This is a genomic window from Paenibacillus sp. MER 180, assembly GCF_023713665.1.
In the GTDB taxonomy this organism is placed as follows: Bacteria; Bacillota; Bacilli; order Paenibacillales; family Paenibacillaceae; genus Paenibacillus_B; species Paenibacillus_B suaedae.
In genome coordinates, this window is sequence record NZ_JAMAVT010000006.1 from 156,705 (window position 1) to 182,762 (window position 26,058).

Genomic DNA, 26,058 nt, shown 5'->3' on the forward strand with positions numbered 1-26,058 from the left:
TTAAACAATCGTGGTTAACGAATGATAGGAGTAGGAGGAAAGTGGTGAAAGAGGATATACACAACGCCTTTTTACATAAGACCTTGTTGGAAATCAAACAAATGGAGCAGGTTGAAATTCACGATGGTAGTCGATGGGCGAAACAAGAGCTTATATCTCATATGTTACTGTATGTGGTGAATGGTAAGGGAAAATTGTACATGAACGACGGATGTAATGCCGCCGAGCTGCTGCCGAGTACTGTTTTTCTATTGCCGGTAGGATCCGTTCTTGCAGCTGAATGCGCCGCGGAACATGGACTGCACCTCTATAAAATCGAGTTCGACATCTATCGCGCAATGGAATGGAGCGATAAGAGAAGAGTATATGAGAAGGAGTTGACTTTGCCTGGTAACGGGGAAATACGGGTCGAGCAGCATCCTCGCATTAGACGCTTGATTCGATTAATATTCAAGGACAGCCCCTCTATAACGCGTATGGATCATTCCCCTAATCAGCCTTATCTACATGATTTATTAAGCGTCATATTTGACAACAGGACGTCCACGATATTAGAGAGCACCGACAATTTGCTGGATTACACGATTGAGTATATGCAGCAGGCATTTTCCACGAATATTACCTTGGCCAAGCTAGCGGATCTGACTGGTATGAATCCTTCTTACTTCTCTCAACTATTCAAACGGAAAATGAAGAAGAGTCCAATCGAGTATTTGACCGATCTGCGCATGAATCAGGCGAAGAAGCAATTGCTGCAGCCAAACGGTAAAATACGCGATATTGCCCAAGATGTCGGATACAAGGATGAGTTTTATTTCAGCAGGCGATTTAAGACATACAGCGGAATCGCACCAACCGCATATATGAAGCAGCAGCATATACATATCGTGTCACTCTCTCAGCCATACACAGACCATCTTTTAACACTGGGCGTGAAGCCATTAGCCATACATATCGATAAAGAAGCGCCAATGATGTCTATGCCAGTCTATGATCGAATGTGGGAACGATATCGAGAAACGTTATTGATGAACAAGCCCGATATGATTTTGTGCAAGGATCACATTTCCCAGCAAATGAACAGGTATTTTGGGGATATCGCTCCCATTGTAACGATTCCTTGGAAGCGTTTAGACGTGTTCGGACACATGCGCGAGATTGCCCGTCTTGTGGGTAAAGAAAATGAAGCTTATGAATGGATAGCACGTCACGAAGAACGAGTCGAGCGCGACCAAAAAAAAGTAAAAGCAATGATCGGGGAAGGTACGGTTGGGCTGCTTACATTTGTCGATCATAAAGTAAAACTATATGGCGCGCGCAACATTGGACATGTGTTTTATCGATCTTTGAATTTATCACCACCTGAACAAATTCGAAGAGAAATAGATAAGCACTTGCCTGGAACGGTCTTTAATTGGATGTCTGCGACCACAGCAAATTTATCTGATTGCGATACGGACTATTTGTTCCTTGTAACGAAGTCTGGAGAGTGGGAGAGAGATTCCATAAAAGAGATACAGCAGAGCGAAGGCTGGCGCAGTCTCCCTGCCGTGAAGTATGGTAATGTGCATGTGTTGGATTGGGACAAATGGATGATGTATTCTCCACGGTCAATTGAAAGTCAACTCAGCGAGGCCGTAAGTCTGCTCATGGCTGCAAAATAAAAATTATACAAATAGATATCTAAAGATATGGCATGGATTAATGGATAGAGTTCGATCATAATAATGATTATCATTTTCATTTAAACAACATATAAAGGGGTTTTGGCATCATGATTACACGTCATCGCATGAAGATACTTACTTGTATCTGCACATTACTCGTAATGATTACTGCAGCATGCAGCGGGCAAGTGCCCTCAAATAAACAGAGTGAATCGGGGAAATCATTACAGGTTCAAACGGCCACTTCCGATACGAAGCCGCCAGCTGATATTGCAGGAGCAGACAAACGGATTGCGGTATTATCTATTCCTTTTACGAGCGACTTGCTTGCTTTAGGAATTACCCCGATAGGAGCGGTAACGCAAAAAGGTAAAGAGTTTCTCCCACATGTAGCTGATCTCTTGCCACATACGCAAAATTTAGGGAATTCCCAAGATCCCAACCTTGAAGCGCTCGTGAACGTGGAACCAGACCTTATCATCGCGCAGGAAGAGCTGATAAAGGGCAAGGATGAACTTGAGAAGATTGCGCCGACAATTGTGCTTAATTTCAAGCAATCGACCTGGCAAGAACAGTTGCAGCAACTCGGTAAGGGGTTAGGCAAAGAAAAGGAGGCCGAAGCGTTCATTGCCGATTATAAGCAAAAAGCCGCTAGAGCAAAAGAATCTATCAAGCAAGTGCTTGGTGACGAGACGGTGTTAGTGCTGCGCGTCATGAAAAAAGAGCTCAGAGTATACGGATTAGATCGCAATTATGGCTCATTGCTTTATCAAGATTTAGGGATTAAACCCGCCAAGGGCTTAGAAAGTATAGGCCGAGGAAAGGAAGGGCCGCAAGCCATCTCCAGCGAGCTGCTGCCGGATTTCGATCCCGATCATATTCTGCTTGAGGTATCTGCTGACACGGCTGCGCAGCAGCTGTTCAAAGAGTTGGAGGATAGCTCCATCTGGAAACATCTAAAGGCGGTTAAAAACGGCAATGTTCATGCGATTGAACAGCAGCCATGGTTAGATTACTCGGCTCTTGGCCAGCTTAAATCGTTGGATGAGGCGGTAAATCTATTTACGCGCAAATAGGTGACGGCGTCTAGCAAACAATAAGGGGCTGCCATTACATCATCAAGGAAGACGGGTGGAAGCCCCTTACTCTTATGACCATTCCTATTGAATGAGCCCACATGCAATTCGATCACCTGAGTTGCCTGACGGATCAGTCTTATAATCATCAGGCTGTGCATGGATGATTAACGCTGTACCGCCTGACTTCAACAGCGAATTCGGCTTATCCTTCTCCAGCGTGACCATCTCAGTTGTGAAGGTGGCTTGCGCTTTGCCGTCTTCTCCTACCTCTAGATTTGGCAAATCGCCACTATGGTAACCCTTCGGATTCTCAAAGCCATGCTCCTTATGAGTCGGGTTCAAATGGGCCTCAGCGGTCTTGAAGTCAGGGGTATCGCAACGGCCTACCGCGTGAAAGTGTATGCCATGCTTACCTGGTGACAGACTTTGGACATCGATCGCCATTTGAACCTTATTGCCGACTTGAGTTAGCTGTGCCGTACCGATGGAATCTCCTTTCGTGTTAATTATATTTACGTTTACACTGGGAGACTTCACTCCGGCCATTGTTTCCTTAGCTACACATGCGCTAAGCAGCAGACAGCTTGTCAGCAGGCACGCGAATACGAATTTCTTCATGTTGACCTCCTTGAGTTATATCGTGTCGGTAACAGTGTTCACCTATTTTTCAGAAAGAAAACCGTCTTTCTTCAATTTGCTTATGGTTAAGGGATTAACAATCACAGATATGGTATGCTTGTACAGGAAGAATCTAGACAGGGCGTTAGCATGGTGCATGATGTTCGAATTAGCATGAGGTGCATGCTGTTGGAAGAAAGCCTAAAGCGAGGGTTGAGCATGATTCAGGTGAAAGGCGCAATTGACGCGAATACGAGATGCCGTCATTATCAATCAGAGGTGGACGTAATTGCGATTAAGTTCAAATGCTGTGGCACGTATTATGGCTGCTATTATTGTCATGAGGAGGCAGAGGATCACGAGCCTATGGTATGGCCAATAGCGGAATGGGGTACGAAGGCGATTTTATGTGGCAATTGCCATACGGAGCTCACGATTCATGAGTATCTTAGTTGTAACTATAAGTGCCCGATATGTGGAACCTCATTTAACCCAGGATGCAAGAACCACGATCATTTGTATTTTGAACAAGAGAAGGTAACGGCGGTTGTTAGTAAAGGCTAGAGAAGCAGACGGAAAATATACTTTCTTACTATGGAATACACAAAAGATGACTTCTGAATGGATCGAGGCCACTGAAAAAGTCCATCTCATGTTAAAGGTACAGCCCCCCCAAGAAAATTGAGGAAGCTGTACCTTTTTTTTTGCTTATAATGAAAGCATCATGGAGAGCGGGTGAGCGAGATGATTCGTCAACAACAAACCTTGGTTCTGAGTCCTTATGTGGCATTGTACGACATCGTCGTGCCGAAGGACAACATGCTCCGTCAAATTAATGAACTGGTGGACTTCACCTTTATATATGAGGAACTGGAAGAAAAATATTGTTTGGATAATGGACGCAACGCCATCGACCCCATCCGCATGTTTAAATACTTACTGTTGAAAGCTATCTTTGAACTGTCTGACGTAGATATTGTCGAGCGTTCGAAGTACGACATGTCATTTAAATATTTCCTCGGCATGGCGCCGGAAGACTCGGTAATCGACCCGAGTTCCCTGACAAAATTCCGCAAATTGCGATTGAAAGACATGAATCTGCTCGACATGCTCATCGATCAGACAGTGGCCCTTGCAATCGAGCGGAATATCTTAAAGAGTACCTCTATCATCGTAGATGTTACACATACGAAAGCACGTTACAACCAGAAGTCACCGCAAGAAATCCTACAAGACCGTGCTCGAAAGCTGCGTAAGGTTGTTTACAGCATGGACGAGTCGGTCAAAACAAAGATGCCAGCGAAGAACATGAACAACGTGCTTGAAGACGAAATCGCATACTGCCAAAAGCTTGTCGCCTTTATTGAAAAGGAATCTGGAATCGCACAGGTGCCAAAAGTTCTGGAACCGCTTCATCTTCTGAAAGAAACAATTGAGGATGATGTGGAGCAACTGCAACTTGCAACAGATCCAGATGCACGCGTAGGACACAAGAGTGCAGATAGCGCCTTTTTCGGCTACAAGACACATCTAGCAATGACCGAGGAACGACTCATAACAGCAGCCGTAATTACGACAGGCGAGAAAAATGATGGCAAGCAATTGCAAACACTGATCGAAAAAAGCCAAGCTGCTGGAATGCAGGTCAAAACGGTGATTGGGGATACGGCGTATTCGGAGAAAGATAACCTGATCTACACGAAACAGAACGAAATTGAACTTGTAGCGAAGCTGAATCCACTAATTACCCAAGGCGCTCGCAAGAAAGAGAACGAATTTCTGTTTAACAAAGATGCTGGAATGTACGTTTGTCCAGCCGGACACATAGCGATTCGGAAAGCACGACAGGGTAAGAAAGGTGTCAGTAAAAACCAGCTGAAGACCTATTTTTTCGATGTGGAAATTTGTAAACGCTGCCCATTGAAGGAAGGTTGTTACAAAGAAGGAGCTAAGAGCAAAACGTACTCAGTGACGATAAAGTCTGATGAACACGTGGAGCAGATAGCGTTCCAGGAAACAGAATATTTCAAGGCGAAATCTAAGGAACGCTACAAAATTGAAGCCAAAAATAGCGAACTCAAACATAGGCACGGGTATGATGTAGCCACATCCTCGGGTCTGCTTGGCATGCAATTGCAAGGCGCGATGGCGATATTCGCTGTAAATCTCAAACGAATATTGAAGCTAGTGGACTGAGGATTACTAGAAAACCAGCTAAGCTAGACCCACAAAAAGAAGACATTCGTCTCGAAATGCGGTACGAATGTCTTCTTTTCTGTTGTCTAAATAGCATCTGAAGAAAATGGCTAGTTCTTCAGTGGCCTCGAATGGATCAGAGGTCATCTTTTTTTTGTGGGATCTAGCTATGGCTAGGAATGTGCAGTTGTTTGTGGTCATTAAGACATGCTTAATGTTATGTATAGTATGTATTATATGCACCCAATTTTCATTATAATACACATTTTAACCGTTGATTACCGAAATAAAATCGAATATAGTGTGTATTATATATTGAAATTCCATTTATTATGACGTAATATATGAGTTGAGCAAAGGAGGTTCAAACGATATATGCTGAAACGACTCGGTGTGAGTGGTACAGGAAGAATCGGCAGATTAGTTATTCGCAGTCTGTTCATGAATGGAAACGGTGCATCACTTGGCCTTATTAATTCTACCTGTGCACCTGATCAATTGGCGCATCTCTTGAAGTATGATTCGATTCACGGTCGCTGGGAGGAAGATATTAAGGCGGGAGATCAATGCCTTATCATTCGGGGACATCGGATTCCGTTAGTAAGCGAACGCAACCCAGAACTGCTGCCATGGAGAGAGCACGGAATTGATGTTGTCGTTGATGCAACAGGGAAGTTTAAGAGTCGTTCAGAAGCATCCCTGCATCTGGAAGCGGGAGCAAAGCGGGTTGTCGTGACAGCCCCAGGTAAGGATCTGGATTGTACTATCGTAATGGGCGTGAACGAGCACGCATATGATCCGCAGGAGCATACACTTATTTCTACTGCTTCCTGCACAACGAATTGTCTAGCTCCGCTTCTTCATGTTCTTGATCAGGAATTTGGCTTGGGCTACGGTTGGATGACGACGGTCCATGCGTATACGAATGATCAGAAGCATCTGGATAATGCACATTCGGACTGGAGAAGAGGCCGTGCTTGCGGCAGCTCCATTATTCCAACTTCAACAGGAGTTGGCAAAGCCTTGAAGGATATTCTGCCCCATCTGGCGGAGCGGGTTCAGGGTCTGTCCTTGCGAGTTCCCGTGCAAAATGTATCCTTAGTCGACCTTACTGCTCATTTGCACTGTGAAGTTACGAAGGAAGACATCGTCCGCGCATTTACAAATGCGATTAAGGAAGGCATGGGGCATTATGTAGAATACAATGAGGAGCCGCTTGTCTCCTCCGATTATATTGGCAACAACAAATCTGCAATTATTGATGGGTTATCAATTCAAACATCAGGGTATCAGGTGAAGCTGCTGGCATGGTATGACAATGAATGGGCATACGCATGCCGTGTAACGGATTTCGTCAAGTATATGTTCGTCCAATCCGAGGAGGTAGAACAATCATGCGGAACCAAATCGATGAGCTCATTGATCAGTATGTAAAAGAGAACGACTTGGGCACAATCATTTGCCGATATTGTGATGACATTATTGATACACTGCCTACGAATGGCGTGAAGACGAAATATATGGTGTGTGACAAAGAAGCGTGCCGCGAGCAAGAGGGGAGTGCTACGGCTTGATAAGTGTGCGCGTGAATTCGTTCCGAAATGGTGGCAAAGAGGATGCTGAGCTGCTGGGCGGCAAAGGTGCTAATTTGGCTGAAATGACGAAGGCGGGACTCCCAGTCCCGCCAGGCTTCACCATAACGACAGAAATGTGCAGACAGTATTACAGCAATGGATGCCGACTTCCCGAGGGATTAATGGATGAAGTAATGCGTGCAATGGTGGAACTGGAAAGAGTGCAGCAGCGCCGATTCGGCAGTGCTGAATGCCCGCTGCTTGTATCGGTTCGATCAGGCGCTGTGACATCAATGCCTGGAATGATGGATACGATACTCAATCTTGGGCTTACAGATCAGACAGTAGAAGGATTGGCTAAGCTCACGCAAAATCGCAGATTCGCTTATGACTGTTATCGCCGCTTCATTCAAATGTATGGCTCTGTTGTCTATAATATCGAGGCTGTCCATTTCGAACGCATACTTCAGCAAGAAAAGCTGCTCGCTGGGTGCACCGAGGATCAACAGCTTACGGAAGAATCGCTGTGTTCTCTTGTTCAGAAGTTCAAGCAGCTCATTGAAGTGCGCTCGGAACGCCTATTCCCTCAGGATGTGAAGCAGCAGCTTCAAGAAGCAGTTGAGGCTGTATTTCTGTCTTGGTCGAGTCCAAGAGCGAAGGTATATCGGAAGGTGCATCACATCCCACACGATCAGGGTACTGCTGTCAATATACAGTCGATGGTATTCGGAAATATGGGGGAGACAAGTGGAACTGGCGTGTTGTTTACACGCAACCCATCAACAGGAGAACCCGACTTATTTGGTGAATACCTCATGAACGCGCAGGGTGAGGATGTAGTTGGTGGTACAAGAACGCCAGTTTCTATCTCGCAGCTCGAAGTAACGATGCCACATGCCTATGAGGAGCTGGCTTTATGCGCTAAGCAGTTAGAGCTTCAATATCGGGATATGCAGGATATTGAGTTTACGATCGAGAACGGGAAGTTGTATTTGCTCCAGACCCGCAATGCCAAACGCAATGCTAGAGCTGCCCTGCAAGTTGCAGCCGATCTAGTGAAGGAAGGCCTGATTAGCAAGGAAGAGGCCGTAATGAGAATTGATGTGCAGCACCTGAATCATATGCTTCATCGTTCGCTTCATACTGCTGCGGGCTATCGTGCAATCGCGACTGGACTTCCTGCTTCACCAGGCGCGGCATGTGGGCAAGCGGTGTTCGACGCCGACACAGCAGATGAGTGGAAGCGACTAGGGAAGTCGGTTATTCTCCTTCGGATGGAGACAACACCGGAAGATATCCATGGTATTGTTGCCGCAGAAGGGATCGTAACACTGCGTGGCGGTATGACCAGTCATGCTGCCGTTGTAGCTCGGGGGATGGGTAAGCCGTGTGTGTGCGGCTGTGAAGCGCTGCAGATTGATGAGGAGCAGCGTCAGCTGATCGCCGAGGGGAATGTCCTTCGAGAGGGAGATTGGCTTACGATTGATGGGGGCAGTGGACAGGTAATACCGGGGAGAATTGAGCTTCAAGATGCCAATGTATCACCCGAGATGCTGCTCATCTTGCAATGGGCGGATGAGATTCGTGCGATGAAGGTACTCGCGAATGCGGATTCACCAGCTGATGCCCGCAAAGCAAGAGAATTCGGTGCGGAAGGTATCGGCCTGTGCAGAACAGAGCACATGTTCCTGTCACCGGCAAGAGTGCCTATCGTACAGCAAATGATTATGGCAGATAAGGATATCGATCGTCAGCTGGCATTGAATCGGCTTTTGCCAATGCAGCGTGCAGACTTCGAAGATATGTTCCGTGAGATGAACGGATTGCCGGTTACCATTCGCCTGCTCGATCCCCCGCTGCATGAATTCCTCCCGAATCTTGAGGAGCTTACAGAGCGATTGGATGCACTTCGCTCCTCGGGACAAGAAGAACGTGAGCAGGAATATGAGCGCAAGGAGCTTGAACGGATGATCCGCCGAGTTCGGGATCTGGAAGAAACGAATCCAATGCTCGGACAGCGTGGCTGTAGACTTGGAATTATGTTCCCCGAAATTTATGAGATGCAGGTAGAAGCAATATTCCAAGCTGTGCTGCGTTGTCTTCGTGATGGTGTTGCAGTTCAGCCCCAGATTATGATCCCACTTGTCGGTCACGTTAATGAACTGCAATTCCTGCGCAACATTGTCGATCTCGTGGCGGAACAGGTATTGGGTGAAGAGAGACGTAATTGCATGTATAAGGTAGGAACGATGATCGAAGTGCCTCGCGCGGCATTAACAGCAGGCGAAATTGCTCGTTCTGCGGATTTCTTCTCCTTCGGTACGAATGATCTGACGCAAATGACATTTGGCTATAGTCGAGATGACGCGGAGGGGAAGTTCCTAACGCATTACGTGGAAAATAAGCTGCTTCCTCATAACCCATTTCAAGTGCTGGATACGGAAGGTGTTGGCAAGCTGATTGAGATGGCGGTCAATCAAGGCCGCTCCGTAAACCCGACGCTCACGACCAGCATTTGTGGGGAGCATGGTGGCGACTATGAATCCATTATGTTCTGTCATCAGATCGGCTTGGATTATGTTAGCTGCTCTCCGTATCGGCTTCCAGTCGCCCGTATTGCAGCGGCACAGGCGCAGATCCGTCTGGGAGGCGCATTAAGGCGACAAGCAGAATCACATGCAGGAGAACGGCCAGTAGATCAATCATCACAAGAAGCAGCGGTATGATTAGCTTGACCTTATAACCCTGCGCATGACTTACGGGGCGGAGTGCATGAACTTCTGCAATCAGGAGTTACGCACTTTCCGCCCAGAATGCTATAATCTTGTCAGAAGATGAACAGAATCCTACGTATTTCACGTATGGGCAGGGATCGTGATTCAAGGCGACCTTTATAGCATGAAACGGAGGGATGCGCTATCGAACTAACAACGAGACAGTTAGAAATTATTAAAATCGTCAAGAAGCATGCCCCCATTACGGGAGAACAAATCGCGGAGATGTTGACGGTCAGTCGACCTACGATTCGTGCGGATTTATCCTTGCTGGTCATGCTCGATTATATTGCGGCAAAGCCCAAGGTAGGCTATTTTCTCGGGGAGAAGGCGGAGAAGAAGGAGTCGGATTCCTACGTCCTGCGCAACATGAAGGTCGGACAGGTTCAGGGCATGCCAGTTGTGGTTGATGTAAAGACGACAGTACAGGATGCGGTTGTCACCTTATTCCTAGAGAACATCGGCAGTCTCATTGTAACCGATGAAGGCGGCAAGCTTGCAGGTGTCATTTCGCGCAAGGATTTGCTTAAGGTTACATTAGGCAATCCGAATGCGTCCTCGATGCCTGTCAGTATGGTGATGACCAGACAACCGAATATTGTAACGATTACGCCAGAGGAATCTGTATTGGAAGCTGCGCGTAAAATGATACATCACCAAGTAGACAGCCTTCCGGTCGTATCTTACCCAGAGAATCGTTCTGATCTGGAAGGGAATGTCGTAGGACGAATAACGAAGACGACGATCATCAAGCTGATGCTCGACAAAGTAGACCAGGATTAGCAGGGGGACGAAGCGTATGGGGAACGCGTCATATACGATAACCGTGTGTTCAGATTCCGTCGGGGAGACGGCAGAGGCTGTAGTGAAGGCGACAATACGCCAATTCGAAGCGCCGCAAATCAGGATTAAACGCTATATGAATGTGCGCAATGAGGAAGAGCTCCGCATGTTGATGGAGGAGGCTGCCGAATCCGGAGGATTTGTCGCGTATACGCTCGTTCAGCCTGAATTGCGGGAAGCCATTAAAGAGCATGCAATCCGTCTAAATGTTCGAGCTGTGGATGTTATGGGGCCCATGATTCAAGCTTTCGTCGATACGTTCGCGGATCAGCCGAAGCGAATGCCAGGATTGCTGCATCGTTTGGATGCCGATTATTTTCAGCGCGTTGAAGCCGTGGAGTTCGCTGTCAAGTGTGATGATGGCAAGGATCTGCATGCGATCCTGAAGGCGGATATTGTGCTGTTAGGGGTCTCTCGCACCTCCAAAACACCATTAAGCGTCTTCTTGGCTCATAAGGGGAAGAAGGTTGTCAATTATCCGGTAGTGCCTGAAATTCAGCCGCCGGAGCACTTGTACAGCATCTCCCCAAGTAAAATAATCGGTTTGACGATGAACGCTGAGCATCTATTGAAGATCCGTTCTGAGCGGCTGAAGACGATGGGGCTTCCTGTCTTAGCTAGATATGCTTCGCTCGATCGCATCGTCGAGGAATTGGAATATGCCCGTTCATTGTTCGACCGATTAGGTTGCCCTGTCATCGATGTGACGGATAAAGCAATTGAGGAAACTGCAGGCATTGTCATGGATTTGATTACGTGAGTGAAATCAACTTGTCGTAGATAAAAGGGAGAGAAGTGGAGATGGATCGTCAGCTAGCTCTGGAAATCGCACGTGTTACAGAGGCAGGCGCTCTGGCGTCAGCCTCCTGGATCGGCCGGGGTGACAAGCATGGCGCGGATTATGCCGCTACCTCTGCTATTCGGGAAATGTTCGATTCCGTTCCGATTAACGGGACGGTTGTAATCGGTGAAGGTGAAATGGATGAAGCACCAATGCTCTATATTGGAGAGAAGGTTGGGAGTCGCTTCGGGCCGGATGTTGATGTCGCAGTGGATCCGCTAGAAGGAACAGAAGTTGTCGCGAATGGATTGAATAACGGAATGTCAGTCATCGCTATTGCGGAGAGAGGCAATCTTCTGCACGCTCCAGATATGTATATGCAGAAGCTAGCGGTAGGCCCGCTGCTCGCAGGCCACGTCAATTTAGATGATCCGATTGAGGTAACACTGAAGAAGTCCGCAGCAAGGCTGGGCAAGTCTGTAGAAGATCTCACGGTCATGATTCTCCAGCGAGATCGCCATCGTGAACTTATTGAGGCTCTACGCTGCAGTGGAGTTCGGATTAAGCTGCTTGATCATGGGGATGTATCCGGTGCGATTGTACCGGCAATTATCGAGAGTGGCGTTGATCTGTACGTCGGCTCTGGCGGAGCACCGGAAGGCGTGCTGGCTGCAGCAGCTCTCCGCTGTCTTGGAGGAGAAATGCAGGGTCGGCTCATGGTGCAGAGTCGGGAACAGCTAGAGCGTTGCAAGCGGATGGGGATTCAACACCCTGATGCATTGCTTCGGATGGAACAGCTTGTAGGTACGGGCGATATCATATTTGCAGCGACGGGCATCACGAATAGCGACTTGCTGAATGGGGTTCGTAACTTACCTGGTCAGCGTGTGGAGACGCACTCGGTCATCATGCGTGCGAACACAGGAACCATACGGTACTTGCGGTGTGTGCACAATATGTCGATCAAGCTTAAGTATGCGGCAGGGATGAATGGATAGAAGACGACTTCATTTCAAATGAAATGACCGTCCTTCACCTGAATGAAGTTGCAGCAAGGGAACATACTCCTCTACTATCGCAAATTCAAATGTACTTCTCTTTTTGTAGACGAGACCCATCATGAATATACGTGCAAGAGCTGGATTGCAGCGGCTGGCAGCGTACGTTCAATGATGGGTTTTTTGTTGTGTTTATTTGACGATCAGAGTGCCTTGAATATGATGTGTTTGCAGTAAATTTTCAGAAAAACAGATAAAAAGTCATAGCATCTATAAAAATTATGTCTGATTTTGTCGATAATGATAAAGTTAAATAGAGGGGAGAGAAAGCATGAAGTTTAGATTTAGAGACCTGCGTACTTCAATTAAAATTTTTATACTGGTTGGTGTAGGCATTTTGCTGCTGGCATTAAGTACGCTGACTTCGTATCGCGCCATGAATGAGATCAATCATAAGAACGACACCATTTTCAAGCATAATCTGATGTCGATCATGTGGGTGAAGCAGATTATGGTGAATAACCGTTCCATTGACTCCGCCATATTCGAATTAATGGCAAGCAGTGATGATCGGCGGAATAGTGAGCTCAAAGCATCTATTGCTCGTTTCCGTGGTGAAAGTGATACACTCATGAAGAAATATAAGGAAGTCTTGCAAACGGATGAGGAAAAAACATTCGTAGCTGAGTATGAGAAGGCGCTAAAGCCATATCGCGATAGTAATATTCGTGCTATAGAGTTGGCAATCGCGAATAAGAACGAAGAGGCATATGACTATTACGTACACAATGTACGCGAGTCTCGCAGCAAGGTACAAGAAGTGTTGACCGAGCTTGTAAAGTGGAATGAAAATTTGGCGGAGCAGCAAGCGAAGAAATCAACGGAGCTAACGAAAGCTTCCACCACGACGAATGTAATCATAGGAATGATTTCACTGCTTGTATGCGTGCTAGTTGGATATGTGATCGCCAATCTGATTGTGAAGCCGCTTCGACAAATGCAAACCTTGATGAAACAAGCAGAACAAGGAGATCTCACGGTTCGCGGCTCCTATGATTCGAAGGATGAGATCGGGGTGCTGATGAAGGACTTCAACAAGATGATAGACGGTTTGTCCTCGATTATGAGCACGGTGCATGAGCGTTCGGTGCAACTGCTTCACAATTCACGCTTAGTCTCTGACAATGCGAATGAAACGGCGCAAGCGACAGAGCATATTGCTGCTTCAATGGAACAGGTCGCATCGGGTGCGCAGCTGCAGCAGACAGCATCGGAGGAAAATGCGATTGCGCTTGAAGAATTTGCGCGCGGTATTCAATCGATTGTCGAAAATACATCGAGCGTTGCAGAATTGGCCAATCATTCGGCCATACAAGCTGAGCAGGGCAATGCAACGATCGTCGATGCGATGGAGCAGATGAAGTCAATTAACCAATCCGTACAAACAACGGAATCTGCTGTTGAACAGCTGCATGATCATTCTCAGCAGATCGAGAACATTATTGATGTTATTACGAATATTGCAGGGCAGACGAATCTTCTTGCGCTCAATGCGTCGATTGAAGCAGCAAGAGCCGGGGAGAGCGGCAGAGGGTTCTCAGTCGTTGCCGGAGAGGTACGCAAGCTGGCTGAACAGTCTAGTGAATCTGCCAAGCAAATAGCCGAGCTTATTGTGGAAATGCAAAACAGCACGCAGGAAACGGTAAATGCAATGGCTTATGTACGTCAGGATGTTGCGTCAGGTATGAAGGTTGTTGCGCAGGCAGGGCAGATGTTCGAGCATATCATGGCGCTGGTGCAGCAAGTGACAGGGCAAGTACAGGAGACATCAGCTGCGACAGAACAGATGTCAGCAGGTACTGAGGAGATTACTGCTTCAGTTGACGAAATGGCGAAGATTGCAGCAGATACGTCTTCCACCGTACAATCGGTGGCGGCTGCATCTGAGGAGCAGCTTGCCTCTGTAGAGACCATTTCTGCTTCGATCGGGCAATTGAAGCAAATGGCGGAAGAGCTGCAGGAGATGGTGAATCGTTTCAAGCTATAATCGCATGTAGAATAGGGATTTCATTGTATTACCGGTTGCTAGAAAATAGCGGCCGGTTATTTATTTTGTAAACGAAGCAGAAACATTATGTACAGAAAAGGATGTGCCGCAGCACATCCTTTATGTATACGATTATTTATAATAGGAGTCGATGAGTGGAATAAAGTATCCACCGCCGCCTTTGACTTGGAAGCTGATAACAACATTTTTTACACCGCCAATATTGGCTTCAATTTCTTTGAGTCCATCTTCAGGAAGAATCGAATCTACTTTCTTTAGCAGTGCGTTCTTGTCGAGATCGGAAATCTCGATATTCGTTAACTCTTGATCGATTGCAGCAAGCTTGATGACGATCTTCTGATATTTTTTGTTAGGAGTGACGATGATGGATGGCGCTTGTGAACTATCAGAATGATCATAGATGACTTCCTTATAATTTTTGCCGCTGTAGGTCGTTTGTGCAGGGTCTTTGGAGTAGTAAGAGTTCGAAAAAATTTCTGCATTTAGAGGAGTGCCGTTTACTTTTTCGCCCACAATGATTTCATTTGTTTTCGAGTCGATGGCAACTGCAACATTCAATGCGCTGCCAATGCCTTTAACCGGTACATATACGTTGCCGTTATACCTAATCGGTTGCAGTGCCAATCCCTTGTCATCATTGAACTGAACTGCCTTTCCATTCACCTTCACCTTAGCAGTGCTGTCCAAGTAAGCCTCAATCTTCTTCAGGTTGGTGCCTGCATACACGCCAGTGCCTAGACCGACTAGTAATGCAGCGCTAGTTAGAGAAGCGACTAGTGCTTTTCTCAATTCATCCCACTCCTTTTTATTCACACAAATGAAAGGAAATCATAGCTAGATAGTAGAGGAACAGAGGTCTACAATCAATAGTTCTAATTGCTTATTATTCGAGCAAACTGTCACTTTCCCAGCGTCAAGAGGGAGTGATCATTGGAAGGAAAGTGTGTACATATAAATAAAACGCTTGGACTGCGAAGAGCCCAAGCGTTTGAGGGGGGAGATATACTAGCTTTATTGTGCTTTTACGAATTCAGCAGATTTAATACCTGCTTGGCGACCGAAGATAATGATATCTGCAACGGAGTTGCCGCCGATACGGTTCTCACCGTGCAGGCCGCCGATGACTTCACCTGCTGCGTAGAGACCTGTTATAGCCTTGCCATCCTTGGTTACAACTTCGGTGTTTGTGTTGACTTTTACGCCGCCCATTGTGTAGTGGATACCAGGAGCAATTTTGATTGCATAGAATGGTCCAGCGGACAATTCGTTGTCCATGCCTGTTGTTCTGCCGAATTCAGCATCTTTTTTGTCTTTCACCGCGCCGTTCCATGTATCAAGTGTAGCTTTGAGCTGGTCGCCCGGAACGCCCATTACTTTGGCCAAATCTTCAACCGTTTCGCCTTGGATGACAAATCCCATTTTGTCGTATTGTTGAATAGCTTTTGCACGGGATTTCACGCCAGAATCAAATACAAGGTAAGCTGCTTTGTCAGACAGTTTATTAATTGCTGCCGTTACGTTATCGCGAGTATCCAGCTCGTTCGTGAATCGTTTGCCGTCTTTATCAACCAAGATTGCACCTTCACCGCGAACTGCTTCCCCGATAAGATAGGACTTCTCTTGCTGTACAGTAGGGTGAACCTGAATTTGATCCATATCTACAGTTACGCCGCCGAGCTTCTCAATCATCGTAATGCCGTCACCAGTGCTGCCGATTTGGTTCGTTGTTACGAGACCTTTCAAATCAGGGCGAACAGAGGAGATCATGTCCATGTTAGCACCATAACCGCCTGTTGTGACAACAACTGCGTTTGCGGCAATGTTCTTCTCATCCTTCTCTTCGAAGAGGACTTTAACGCCATTCACTTTTCCGTCTTTTTCTGTAATATCAGTAACTTTCGCATTTACGAAAACCGGAATTCCTTTGGACTGTACATTCTTGACCAAGCCGCTGACGAGATATTGTCCAACAGCAGATCCGTCTTCAGGACGGTGTGTACGTTTTTCCTTCATACCGCCAGTAATCGTAAGGTTGTTCAAGCGAATGCCAATGGAATCCAACCAGTCGATTGCGCTTGCGGAATTGTCTACGAAGTAACGAAGCATTTCTTTGTCGTTCGTACCGTGACCGCCTTTTAATGTTTGTTCGAAGAAGAGGTCGTTATTGTCTTCAATGCCTTGCTCTTTTTGGAACTTGGTCTGAGATGCATTCATACCCGAAGAGGATTTCATCGTATTTCCGCCAGCTGCCGGCATTTTCTCGAAAATAACCGGATTCATGCCTTTGGCTTTGGCCTCAAGAGCAGCCGTCATTCCTGCTCCGCCAGCACCGATGATGATGATATCATATTTGTCTTTCAGTTGATCGATAGGGGTATAGCTCGCTTTAGAAGCGCCGGACACAGCTTCTGTTTCTGGTTTCTCCGTTTTTGCTGCGTTGTCTTGATCCTGCGTCTTGTTCCCATTACCACCGCATCCTGCGATGATAAGCATGATCGACAGAAGAAGAATCATTGTTGCTGTAGCTTTCTTTCTCATGTGAAACCCTCCACTTTCTATCTCTTTATAAATGAACATAGTTGCAATACCCAGAATAGCAATCAGACGAAGCAAACCAGATGTTGGGTGAGCTATGTACTCAATATCTCCGTTGTTTTACGGTTATCTCTGGTGCTGTTCCGTACTGAAAGGGTGTTTGTTTAATGTTCATTTTAATTTTAATCAATTATTAATACAAAGATTGTGATGTATTTCACATTACGGGGTGATTTTTATCATATTTGTCCTGCGTAAATATTGGTAAATAGAAACGAAGTTAAATGATGCCTAGCATATAGGAGTTAGAACGGGTAGATATAGGTGGTTCTTGCTAAGAAGTTTTGCTATAATGTGGGTTATATTATGAATTCCCCCCTATAACATTGTAAGGTGATCACTTATTATGGCACTCTCATTTGCAAGATTAATCAAATGCAAACCCCCGATACCCTGACATTTCGATGATGTAATTGAGATTTCCGAAATTATAGGGGGAATGCAACTTGGCACAAAAAATCTCAACTCCATCATTGCTTTTGTTTATTATTCTGGTGGGATTTCCACAAATCAGTGAAACGATATACACGCCTTCCTTGCCGGACATTGCTAGTCAATTGCAGGCAAGCAACAACATGATTCAGCTTACGCTCAGCATTTATTTTCTTGGTTTTGCATTTGGCGTGTTGTGCTGGGGAAGGTTATCGGATGCAATTGGCAGACGTCCTGCTATGCTGTGGGGCATTTTCGTATATGGAGTAGGCAGCCTAGGTTGTTATCTGTCAGGTTCCGTGGAATGGCTATTGGTAAGTCGGTTCATTCAGGCATTCGGTGCAAGTACAGGCTCGGTTGTGACGCAAACGATTTTGCGTGAAAGTATTGACGGTTCGAAGCGTCATGCTGTATTTGCTCAAATCTCAGCAGCACTTGCCTTTACACCGGCTTTAGGGCCGCTGATTGGAGGATGGGTCGACCAGTCGCTAGGCTTTAGGGCTGTATTTCTAACCCTTGTCGTGATGAGTGTGGCAATATTCGCGTACACGTTCGCTTCTTTACCTGAGACGAGAGTTGCCACGACGACCTCGAATGTGAGTACAATATCTGTCGTTAAGCGCCTCATTGCAGACGGCAGAGTATGGGCATTTGGCTTTCTAATCGGAGCAACAAATGGCATTCTGTTCAGTTACTATGCAGAAGCGCCTTTCGTTTTTATTGAATACTTTGAGATGACGCCCGGCATCTATGGCTTCTTTGGTATTTTTGTAGCGCTGTCTTCGATAATAGGAGCCATGCTGTCGAAGAGACTATTGTCCACCTATAAGCCAGAGCAGATCATTCTGATCGGCTGTCTTGTTACCGCGCTCGGTGCTGGAGCGCTAGTCGGTTTTACGCTTAGTGGATTAAGCTCATCGCTGTTGTCCATGAGTGTATTTGTCGGCTGCATCTTCATTCTGCTGCTCGGGATTGGCATGGCCATTCCGAACTGCTTAAGCTTGGCGCTGGTACGTTACAGTGATGTATTGGGTACGGCAGGTGCTATTTTTGGATTAGGGTATTATCTCATCGTGAGTCTGATTACGAGCGGAATGAGCTATTTGCATAATGACTCATTAGTGACGATGCCTATGTACTTCTTCGTGCTGGCGGCTATTATGGTTATCGTGAGCAGACGAATTTCGAGTGAGTAAGCAAGGTAAACGCATAGCAACTAGAAGTGCTACTGCATAGAGACAGAAGCCGATTTTCTGAAATAGAAAATCGGCTTTTTTTGTTTTTTTCTTCATATGACCAAATGAATAACATTTCGATCGTAATCAAACAGTGGAGTTGAAGGAATTCCAAGTTCTAAGTGGAATAGGTAAACAGGTATTTTAGTTCATCTATATTACTTCATATAGGAGTGGAACCATATTTGAATGATACATTCAAAACTACCTTAATCATCTTATTATCAGTGCTAATTGTATTTGGAATCCCAACGTTCATATTCTTAGAAGTCTACCAATTTCCTAAGAAGATCGATGTGGTTCGATCTGCTATAACTTATAATGAGAAAGACCCTTCATCTTTTAAGAAAACCTCGATTTACATATCCGGGACATTAGTTCGGCCTTTTCTACGACAACATAAATTCGTAGGTTCCATTCGAATTGACGGCATCGATATTTCGAACAAATATATATCATTAGATACGTATATATTTGAAAAAATAAAAGGGATTAATTCAGGAAGTTTGCTTTATCATAGCCCAGACCTAAAAAAGTATAAAGAGGAAGGAGCTATCTGGGCAGGTATGATTTGGTTTGATGATGATTTTCAGGATATAAACATAGAGTGTTTCAAAGAGATGAAGGAGAATGTGGACTTTATTGTCACGGCTGATTCTTATGAAGATGCGCTTCTTGTTCAACAGAAGATGAGGAAAGCTTTTGGATCTGGTTTTATTCCGAGTGAATAGTTCGATTTGATGTGCATGGTATTTAATAGAGAAGTCCGTAAACATATAAAACAGCGGCAGTTCGGACGATGTGTTGTCCATAACTGTCGCTGTCTTCATTTCTAGCAAATCCATTTCTTGTTTTTGCAAGAAATGTGGTTGGTATTATATCAACCTAAGGTCAATTAATGAAATAAGTAGCCGTGATGTGGTTGATTGTATAGGTGGAAGGTGCCGCAAACTGCAAATACAGATACCCGTCTTCAGTCGCAGTGAAAATTCTTCCTACATTGCTGTTGAAAAATGTCCCGAGATGATTGCTCGAGTCATATACCGAAAAGTACGAATAGCTCCCTTGTGCATAGACCGTAAGCTGTTGGCCTTTCTTCAAATAGATCCCTTCCAGTGAGCTCAGTTCATTGGGACGAAGTGCAAAGTACTTAACGAACTTCTGTGTTTGTTGAACCTCAGGCTTGACAGCATCGATAGGTGCAGTGGAAGCATATGCAGGTGCTGCTGTAGCCAGGGCGACCAGTACTGATAATGACATAAGCAATTTCTTCAAACGGATTCAACTCCTCTGATAGTTTTGTAAGTAATATCTGGAAGTTATGTTAAATATAACTCAATATCGGATTCTTGTAAACAGTTAATTCCGATTTTTATTGTAGGAAATAAAATGTTATCAGTATGTAAAGAGAAGGCTGCCAGAATGATTGGCAGCCTTTAATCGAATGAGGATATTGTGATTCATTGATTTGTAGGATTGCGAACTCAAAACTATCAATTATTTGGGTCGATCAATGCTAAAGATTTCACCTAGCTTCGAGTAGTTGTTACCGGCTAATCGGCTCACAGGCTTTAATCGTTGTGCATCGATATGCCCGCCCTCAACCAATTCTTCCGCAATGTGAAAGCACACGACTCACCCGATAATGAGATCACATGCTGGAGACGAAGGAGTTCCGCCGAGAGCAAGAGATTGCTCTAACGTACATTCCATGCGGATTTTGGCTTCGGCAATCCCTGGAACCTTAATCTTAGTGCTTGGGATGGAGGTAAGTTGAGCGAAGTCCACTTCGCTCTCATCAGGCGGAAGATTGGCCGCGGTTAGATTGATTGCCTCGATGTAATCCTCATCCGATATATGAACAACAAACGAGCCTGTTTCCATCATATTTCTAGATGTATCTTTGCGAACACCATTTTTCCTTTGAACGGATACAGAAATCATGGGCGGATCGGCAGAAATGATATTGAAATAGCTATAAGGTGCGGCATTTAATACGCCTTCAGCTGACAATGTTGTGATGAACGCAATTGGTCTCGGGAGGATACTGCCGATGAGCAGTTTATAATTATCCCGCTCGGTTTGCTCCTCCGGATAAATGGTTAACATGGGCTCACCCCTGATTAATATGGCTTGGTAACCAAGATGAGGCTGCATGAACCTCAGAATGCGTTAATTGATGGCCATGCTGCTCCCAATGTACGGTTACATGTGCACCTGCTTGGGTTAACAGCGTCTGCAGTTGTACCTGCCGAATGGGAACTGACCCCGCTACCTCAGCGACTAACCATTATGGAGAAATTCATGGAGTTTCCGGTCTTTACGTCGCAGATAATAGCGTGATACCCGTTCTTGCTGCAGCGAACCCGACTAAGTTTGTTTTGAAGCAAATGATGATTCCTAGTGAAGAATAGGAGCAAGTAGGATGGGTGCAGTTAAACTGGCAGTTATTTTTTACAGCATGACAGGAACGAATTATCGCTTGGCTCAATGGGCTGCGGAAGGCGGCAAGGAGCAGGGGGCGGAAGTAAGAGTATTACAAGTTCCAGAATTGGCTTCTAAAGAGACAATACTAGAAAATCCAGCGTGGAAAGAACATGTCGATCATGTGAAGGATGTACCCGTTGTAACTCTTCAAGATCTTGAATGGGCGAATGCCCTTATTTTTAGCGTGCCGACACGTTACGGCACAATGCCCGGACAATTGAAACAGTTTTTAGATACCACAGGGAAGTTATGGTTCCATGGCAAGTTAGCTAATAAGGTGGTTAGCGCGATGGCTTCAGCTCAAAATCCCCATGGCGGGCAGGAGCAAACCATTCTGGGAATCTATACCGCTATGTATCACTGGGGTGCCATTATAGTTTCTCCAGGGTATACGGATCCATCCCTTTTTACAGCCGGGGGAAATCCTTATGGGACAAGCGTAACTGTACAAAACGGTAAAATGGTAGAGGATGTTCAGGCTGCAGTAAAACATCAAGCCAAACGTACCGTAGACGTCGCAAAATGGATCGTAGCAGGCAGTAATTAGTATGACTCTGTCCGTTGCTGTTCAGGAAGCTGAGAAAGGAAAAAGATTGCCTTCCAATGAGAAATAGGTTGTACCGCCGTTCGTGATTAATATAATCAATGCATCACACTTTTCTGACAAGCCGATTGCTGATAACTCCCGGATATCTGCTGCTCGATCCCAAAAAATTTGCTCAGTTAATGGCAGGGTGTTGGAAGCAGAAACAATCAAATCAGATTGAATGAGGACAGCTCCTTCTTGAAGCAAGCTATCAGGTTGAAATATAGATTCTAATAGTTGACTTGTAATTACCGCATTAATGGGTATCCCCCCGTTTATAAATGGTGCTACAGGGTCGTCAGCCTCTATTACAATGAGAGCTTCTTGGCGTTTTCGGTTAAGTTTATGTATGGCTAGTGATAATTCAGTACTGCATTTCGTATACTTGGACAACATACGATTAAGTAAGTATGTTGATGCAGTCGTTTCCAATTCAAGCAGTTCTCTTGACAACTTTTGGACAATGTCAATGATGCCAATATCATTATGACTGAGAGAGGCGATATTTTGATTCACCTTTTTTTCGATTTCCGTTAGCCTTTCGTTCATTTCGTTCCGAAGCTGCGAGAAATCATCATGGGTACTGTGTTTTTTCATATCAACAATGCACTCCTAATGGTAAATATGTTCACTCGTCAGGAATTTCAAATCCATATAACGAGCCGTTAAAGGCAAATGATTTCGCACCTGTTTCCTCAGATACGATGAAGGTTAGAGCATCTGTATTTTCGGATAATCCAATCGCTGCGCGATGCCTAGTACCGAGCTTAGTCTTGTATAATTTCCGGGTTAGCGGTAGTACATTTGCCGCTGAGACGATAGTATCTTTCTGAATTAAGACAGCACCGTCGTGCAGCGGGCTCCCTGTATGGAAAATGGAAACTAACAGCGTACTTGAGATCTCTGCGGATAGAGGAGTGCCAACGGTGATCAAATCGTTTATATTATCTTCTCTTTCAATGATAATAAGGGCACCTTTCCGTTGATCGCTCAGCAGCTTAATGGCTTTGAAAATTTCATTGCATTGCGTTGTATAGGGATGAAGAAGTCGACTCAAATGATAGGCGGAAACCAGCTTTCCCGTATCAGAACATATTTTAGAGAGCAACTTCAGATTTTTTAGAATATCGATATCTTCCTGATCCATGCACGCCAACATGCTATTAATCTTCGTGGACAGCTGTTGAAATTGATTATATACATCAGTCTGCTGAGGAGAAAATAAATCGCAATTACTTTCCATACGCAACCTCCTTTACATCATATTGTTTCCATTCCCTTTTAAATTATGAGTGATTTCATTCATCCGAGTGGTCTTACATATTAATGTTCTGAATTATTTCCCAGCGCAGAAAAGTTGACGAAAAGAGAATCATCATGTTACTATACATCTCGAATTCAAGATATACGAGTTCGAACATTTATGGGTTTTGAAAGGTGAGAGTAAGGATGAAGTTTTTAACCAAGTTCTTTACTTCAAAAAATAAGGAGGAAAAAGCAATGGCAGAATTAAATATCGGAATCATTATAGGATCAACACGTGAAGGTCGTGTAAGCCCGCAGGTGGCAAAATGGGTCAAAGACATTGCAGATCAACGTGGAGATGCGAATTATACAATTATTGATATTGCAGATTACAAGTTGCCTTTACTAGGTGAACCAGGGCAAGATGCTTCTGGTGCACAAGGTTGGTCAGAAGTGATTGCGAAACAAGACGGGTTTGTATTCATCGTACAAGAGTACAATCATTCCATTACAGGTGCTCTCAAAAATGCACTGGATTATCTACGTGTAGAATGGAATAACAAAGCTGCGGGTATTGTATCTTATGGCTCTGTAGGTGGTGCACGAGCAGCCGAGCATCTGCGCGGTATTATGGGTGAGCTATTGATTGCAGATGTGCGTGTACATCCAGCATTGTCGCTATTCACAGATTTTGAAAATGGTACTGATTTCAAACCAAAAGCAGTCCAAGCCGATTCTGTTAATCAAATGTTAGACCAATTGATCCCATGGTCCAAAGCTTTATATACAATTCGTTAATAGACCTATAACGAGTAACCCTAAGATTCATGCCGTCATGGCTACGAGTCTTGGGGTTGTTTATCGTTTACGTCGTCATTTCTTTGTTTCGAAACCACATTGCGAGCAGATCTGTAATAAGCAATACGGTGACTATGATCAACGGTTGTCCAAACTTACTCATAGGTAAGGGGATGGCAAAAGAAATTACTGCATTTATGCAGGCCATTCCTATAAATAACCCAGCAATTAGTACCAAGTAAACATGTAAGTCCCTCATGTTGTTGCGATATACAAAATGGATGGTTAGTAATGCAATAAAGAATAAATAATAAAATAGTGCCCCAAAAGTAGATGACCATTTTTCATACTGGATGGCAGTATCGAGCTCTAGCGAATGATTAAGTCGGAAATAGTCAAGCATTCCATAACTGTAGTAAAAAATAATCGTCAAAATGGAATATACAATAAATAATGTTCTAGACAAGGATGTATGTGAACGAAGCGCAGCGGATACATTCAACATTGACTCCTCCTCAATCTATTTCTTCTGTTATAAATTCAGTTATTTATTGCCATGGAAAATGATATCACTCATCCAGTAATTAGTAAATACACCATAATGATTTACGTAATTAAAATAATGTATCCCTCTTAGATTGGGTCATTTTCCTTAATTTCTTGAACCGAGTGTCCTTCATCAGTCATGGTTCCCCTTACTCATTTCACATGTGAGGCGTGATGATCGGTTTGCTGTGAAGCATCATCTCTAGATCTTAAGTCATTATTTTAGCTGCCTTAACAAGGTTGATACCGTGAGCGTTCCTGATTAGGAGATAAAATTAGGAACTTGACGATTTCCTTAAGCCCCTTTACTATGAAAACGAGGTACCCTTTTCTTGGTAAATAAGTGTGAAAATCCAAAACCTAAGTAGCCTGCAGTGAACGGTTTCAAATACTCATTTTAGTTGCTTTCTATATATTTACACTAAATCATCAAGGAGGTATAATGTCTAAATATAACCATACATAACAAATAAAGTCTGATCCTTGTGTCGAATTTGTCGTCGAAGCATTTGATGAAACGACAGGGTTTAGCAAAAATGAGACGATGAAAAGGGAAAAAGGCACATATTAAGCGTACACAAGACTTACTACAATCACTCTGTAAAGATTAATCGTTGTTTAGGCACGTTAATTTTTCTTAGTGGACATAGTTCTCGTAGGCAATAGTCTATTTTTTTAAAGAAGATAGATTAGTGGCGAAGCTATGCCTTTAGAGTAAAAATGATGGATTAATAAAATATTGTAGACATGGATGAGGAGCGACCTATGAATTCCTGATCCTTTTTTTGTTCTACGATAACGATACATAAGCGCAATAAACAGGTTTACATAGAAAATAGTTCACGGGTTAATAATTGAATTTCAAATCCGGACAGAATCTGAATTATGCCGTCAAAAGGAGAAATAGTATGGGATGGTATGCGCTTTTTGTGGAAACGGGCAGTGAAGACATGGTTCAGAAATGCTTGAAGTCACAATTCGGCCAAGCAGATTTGTATTCATGTGTTCCGAAACGGCTAGTTCCTGAAAAAAGAGATGGGGAATTTCACAGTGTCGTCAAAACATTATTTCCTGGCTATCTATTGATTCATACGAAGATGACTCCGACCATGTATTATGAGCTAAAAAAAATACCGAAGTACTATCGATTGCTCCGCAATTCAACGTTTATGCTAGACAAAGTTAATCGAAGGGCACAGAAGTCAATGGGACCACTCTTAGAAGTGGGACATCCAGACAATAATTGCGACGATTTTTTCAACGAAATAGATGAGGGCGAAATCAGACAGATCCTGCAGCTCATCAATCATGAAAATATTATCGAGTACTCAAACGTTATTGTGGAAGATTCCAAGGTATGTGTTCAATCTGGACCGTTGTATGGCTTAGAAGGGATGATCAAAAAAATTGACAAGAGAAAAAGAAGAGCACAAATTACGATTAGTTTTTCGGGTGGTGAGCGCTTGATTGATGTAGGAATTGAAATCTTGATGCCGGATAGACAACTCCATCACTAAAAAGAAGAGGGGTAATATT

At 44.5% G+C, this 26,058-nt stretch carries 23 protein-coding genes and 2 pseudogenes; 17 read left to right on the plus strand and 8 right to left on the minus strand.

All coding sequences use genetic code 11. From position 1 onward, the window contains the following. The first annotated feature begins 44 nt into the window (after nucleotides 1-44). The gene (locus tag M3661_RS12130; RefSeq protein ID WP_251485256.1) at nucleotides 45-1,664 is read left to right on the plus strand and encodes a helix-turn-helix domain-containing protein; all 1,620 of its coding nucleotides are present in this window, start codon (nucleotides 45-47) and stop codon (nucleotides 1,662-1,664) included. A 110-nt stretch (nucleotides 1,665-1,774) separates the two neighbouring features. After that, a complete protein-coding gene (locus tag M3661_RS12135) occupies nucleotides 1,775-2,743 on the plus strand; it encodes an ABC transporter substrate-binding protein (protein WP_251485272.1) in 969 nt (322 codons plus the stop codon). A gap of 84 nt (nucleotides 2,744-2,827) precedes the next feature. Here the strand turns inward: M3661_RS12135 and M3661_RS12140 are convergent, their stop codons facing one another. Continuing rightward, nucleotides 2,828-3,364 (minus strand): superoxide dismutase family protein, encoded by a 537-nt coding sequence (locus tag M3661_RS12140; protein WP_251485285.1) that lies wholly within the window; start codon nucleotides 3,362-3,364, stop codon nucleotides 2,828-2,830. Nucleotides 3,365-3,583: 219 nt separating this feature from the next. On the opposite strand from M3661_RS12140, the gene M3661_RS12145 reads away from it, so the two are divergent. The 9 genes from M3661_RS12145 (at nucleotide 3,584) to M3661_RS12185 (ending at nucleotide 14,577) form a co-directional block, all read left to right on the plus strand. Beyond that, a complete protein-coding gene (locus M3661_RS12145; protein WP_251485288.1) occupies nucleotides 3,584-3,928 on the plus strand; it encodes a CHY zinc finger protein in 345 nt (114 codons plus the stop codon). 180 nt (nucleotides 3,929-4,108) lie between these two features. Further along, the gene (locus M3661_RS12150) at nucleotides 4,109-5,560 is read left to right on the plus strand and encodes an IS1182 family transposase (RefSeq protein WP_251485296.1); all 1,452 of its coding nucleotides are present in this window, start codon (nucleotides 4,109-4,111) and stop codon (nucleotides 5,558-5,560) included. Nucleotides 5,561-5,935: 375 nt separating this feature from the next. After that, nucleotides 5,936-6,994: a type I glyceraldehyde-3-phosphate dehydrogenase gene (gene gap / locus M3661_RS12155; RefSeq protein WP_065291736.1), complete on the plus strand. Its 1,059-nt coding sequence runs from the start codon at nucleotides 5,936-5,938 to the stop codon at nucleotides 6,992-6,994. Then, the gene (locus M3661_RS12160; RefSeq protein ID WP_021253777.1) at nucleotides 6,955-7,134 is read left to right on the plus strand and encodes a GapA-binding peptide SR1P; all 180 of its coding nucleotides are present in this window, start codon (nucleotides 6,955-6,957) and stop codon (nucleotides 7,132-7,134) included. The genes gap and M3661_RS12160 overlap by 40 nt, the downstream gene beginning before the upstream one ends. Next, nucleotides 7,131-9,860: a pyruvate, phosphate dikinase gene (gene ppdK, locus M3661_RS12165; RefSeq protein ID WP_251485299.1), complete on the plus strand. Its 2,730-nt coding sequence runs from the start codon at nucleotides 7,131-7,133 to the stop codon at nucleotides 9,858-9,860. The genes M3661_RS12160 and ppdK overlap by 4 nt, the downstream gene beginning before the upstream one ends. A gap of 222 nt (nucleotides 9,861-10,082) precedes the next feature. Further along, nucleotides 10,083-10,691: a helix-turn-helix transcriptional regulator gene (locus M3661_RS12170; RefSeq protein WP_227774997.1), complete on the plus strand. Its 609-nt coding sequence runs from the start codon at nucleotides 10,083-10,085 to the stop codon at nucleotides 10,689-10,691. 16 nt (nucleotides 10,692-10,707) lie between these two features. Continuing rightward, on the plus strand, nucleotides 10,708-11,511 hold the full coding sequence (locus tag M3661_RS12175) for a pyruvate, water dikinase regulatory protein (RefSeq protein WP_021253774.1): 804 nt from the start codon (nucleotides 10,708-10,710) through the stop codon (nucleotides 11,509-11,511). 41 nt (nucleotides 11,512-11,552) lie between these two features. Then, nucleotides 11,553-12,530 carry a class II fructose-bisphosphatase gene (gene glpX, locus M3661_RS12180; RefSeq protein ID WP_251485302.1) on the plus strand — a complete coding sequence of 326 codons (978 nt, stop codon included), beginning with the start codon at nucleotides 11,553-11,555 and terminating at the stop codon, nucleotides 12,528-12,530. A 331-nt stretch (nucleotides 12,531-12,861) separates the two neighbouring features. Beyond that, the gene (locus M3661_RS12185) at nucleotides 12,862-14,577 is read left to right on the plus strand and encodes a methyl-accepting chemotaxis protein (RefSeq protein ID WP_065291739.1); all 1,716 of its coding nucleotides are present in this window, start codon (nucleotides 12,862-12,864) and stop codon (nucleotides 14,575-14,577) included. Nucleotides 14,578-14,709: 132 nt separating this feature from the next. Here the strand turns inward: M3661_RS12185 and M3661_RS12190 are convergent, their stop codons facing one another. Both M3661_RS12190 and M3661_RS12195 read right to left on the minus strand, forming a co-directional pair. After that, nucleotides 14,710-15,387: a hypothetical protein gene (locus M3661_RS12190; protein ID WP_065291740.1), complete on the minus strand. Its 678-nt coding sequence runs from the start codon at nucleotides 15,385-15,387 to the stop codon at nucleotides 14,710-14,712. Between the two features lie 222 nt (nucleotides 15,388-15,609). After that, nucleotides 15,610-17,136 (minus strand): flavocytochrome c, encoded by a 1,527-nt coding sequence (locus tag M3661_RS12195; RefSeq protein WP_065291741.1) that lies wholly within the window; start codon nucleotides 17,134-17,136, stop codon nucleotides 15,610-15,612. 503 nt (nucleotides 17,137-17,639) lie between these two features. Between M3661_RS12195 and M3661_RS12200 the strand changes: the two genes are divergently transcribed. Together M3661_RS12200 and M3661_RS12205 are read left to right on the plus strand one after the other, a co-directional pair. Beyond that, a complete protein-coding gene (locus M3661_RS12200) occupies nucleotides 17,640-18,821 on the plus strand; it encodes a multidrug effflux MFS transporter (RefSeq protein WP_251485305.1) in 1,182 nt (393 codons plus the stop codon). Between the two features lie 224 nt (nucleotides 18,822-19,045). Next, entirely contained in the window at nucleotides 19,046-19,591 is a 546-nt protein-coding gene (locus M3661_RS12205; protein WP_251485308.1) for a hypothetical protein, read from the plus strand. A gap of 160 nt (nucleotides 19,592-19,751) precedes the next feature. On the opposite strand, the gene M3661_RS12210 is transcribed toward M3661_RS12205, so the two are convergent. Further along, nucleotides 19,752-20,135 carry a hypothetical protein gene (locus M3661_RS12210; RefSeq protein ID WP_065291744.1) on the minus strand — a complete coding sequence of 128 codons (384 nt, stop codon included), beginning with the start codon at nucleotides 20,133-20,135 and terminating at the stop codon, nucleotides 19,752-19,754. Between the two features lie 222 nt (nucleotides 20,136-20,357). After that, nucleotides 20,358-20,969: pseudogene (locus M3661_RS12215) on the minus strand (flavin reductase family protein). A 131-nt stretch (nucleotides 20,970-21,100) separates the two neighbouring features. Here M3661_RS12215 and M3661_RS12225 point away from each other — a divergent pair. Both M3661_RS12225 and wrbA read left to right on the plus strand, forming a co-directional pair. Then, a pseudogene (locus M3661_RS12225) lies at nucleotides 21,101-21,274 on the plus strand (GMC oxidoreductase); the annotation flags it as partial. Between the two features lie 11 nt (nucleotides 21,275-21,285). After that, nucleotides 21,286-21,894 carry an NAD(P)H:quinone oxidoreductase gene (gene wrbA / locus M3661_RS12230; RefSeq protein ID WP_065291749.1) on the plus strand — a complete coding sequence of 203 codons (609 nt, stop codon included), beginning with the start codon at nucleotides 21,286-21,288 and terminating at the stop codon, nucleotides 21,892-21,894. A 21-nt stretch (nucleotides 21,895-21,915) separates the two neighbouring features. Here the strand turns inward: wrbA and M3661_RS12235 are convergent, their stop codons facing one another. Together M3661_RS12235 and M3661_RS12240 are read right to left on the minus strand one after the other, a co-directional pair. Beyond that, on the minus strand, nucleotides 21,916-22,530 hold the full coding sequence (locus M3661_RS12235; RefSeq protein WP_251485311.1) for a diadenylate cyclase: 615 nt from the start codon (nucleotides 22,528-22,530) through the stop codon (nucleotides 21,916-21,918). A 31-nt stretch (nucleotides 22,531-22,561) separates the two neighbouring features. Beyond that, on the minus strand, nucleotides 22,562-23,176 hold the full coding sequence (locus M3661_RS12240; RefSeq protein ID WP_065291751.1) for a diadenylate cyclase: 615 nt from the start codon (nucleotides 23,174-23,176) through the stop codon (nucleotides 22,562-22,564). Nucleotides 23,177-23,433: 257 nt separating this feature from the next. Between M3661_RS12240 and M3661_RS12245 the strand changes: the two genes are divergently transcribed. After that, a complete protein-coding gene (locus tag M3661_RS12245; protein ID WP_036667277.1) occupies nucleotides 23,434-23,976 on the plus strand; it encodes an NADPH-dependent FMN reductase in 543 nt (180 codons plus the stop codon). A 67-nt stretch (nucleotides 23,977-24,043) separates the two neighbouring features. Here the strand turns inward: M3661_RS12245 and M3661_RS12250 are convergent, their stop codons facing one another. Next, nucleotides 24,044-24,481: a hypothetical protein gene (locus M3661_RS12250; RefSeq protein WP_065291753.1), complete on the minus strand. Its 438-nt coding sequence runs from the start codon at nucleotides 24,479-24,481 to the stop codon at nucleotides 24,044-24,046. A 949-nt stretch (nucleotides 24,482-25,430) separates the two neighbouring features. Between M3661_RS12250 and loaP the strand changes: the two genes are divergently transcribed. Beyond that, entirely contained in the window at nucleotides 25,431-26,039 is a 609-nt protein-coding gene (loaP, locus tag M3661_RS12255) for an antiterminator LoaP (RefSeq protein WP_065291754.1), read from the plus strand. Nucleotides 26,040-26,058: the final 19 nt, after the last annotated feature.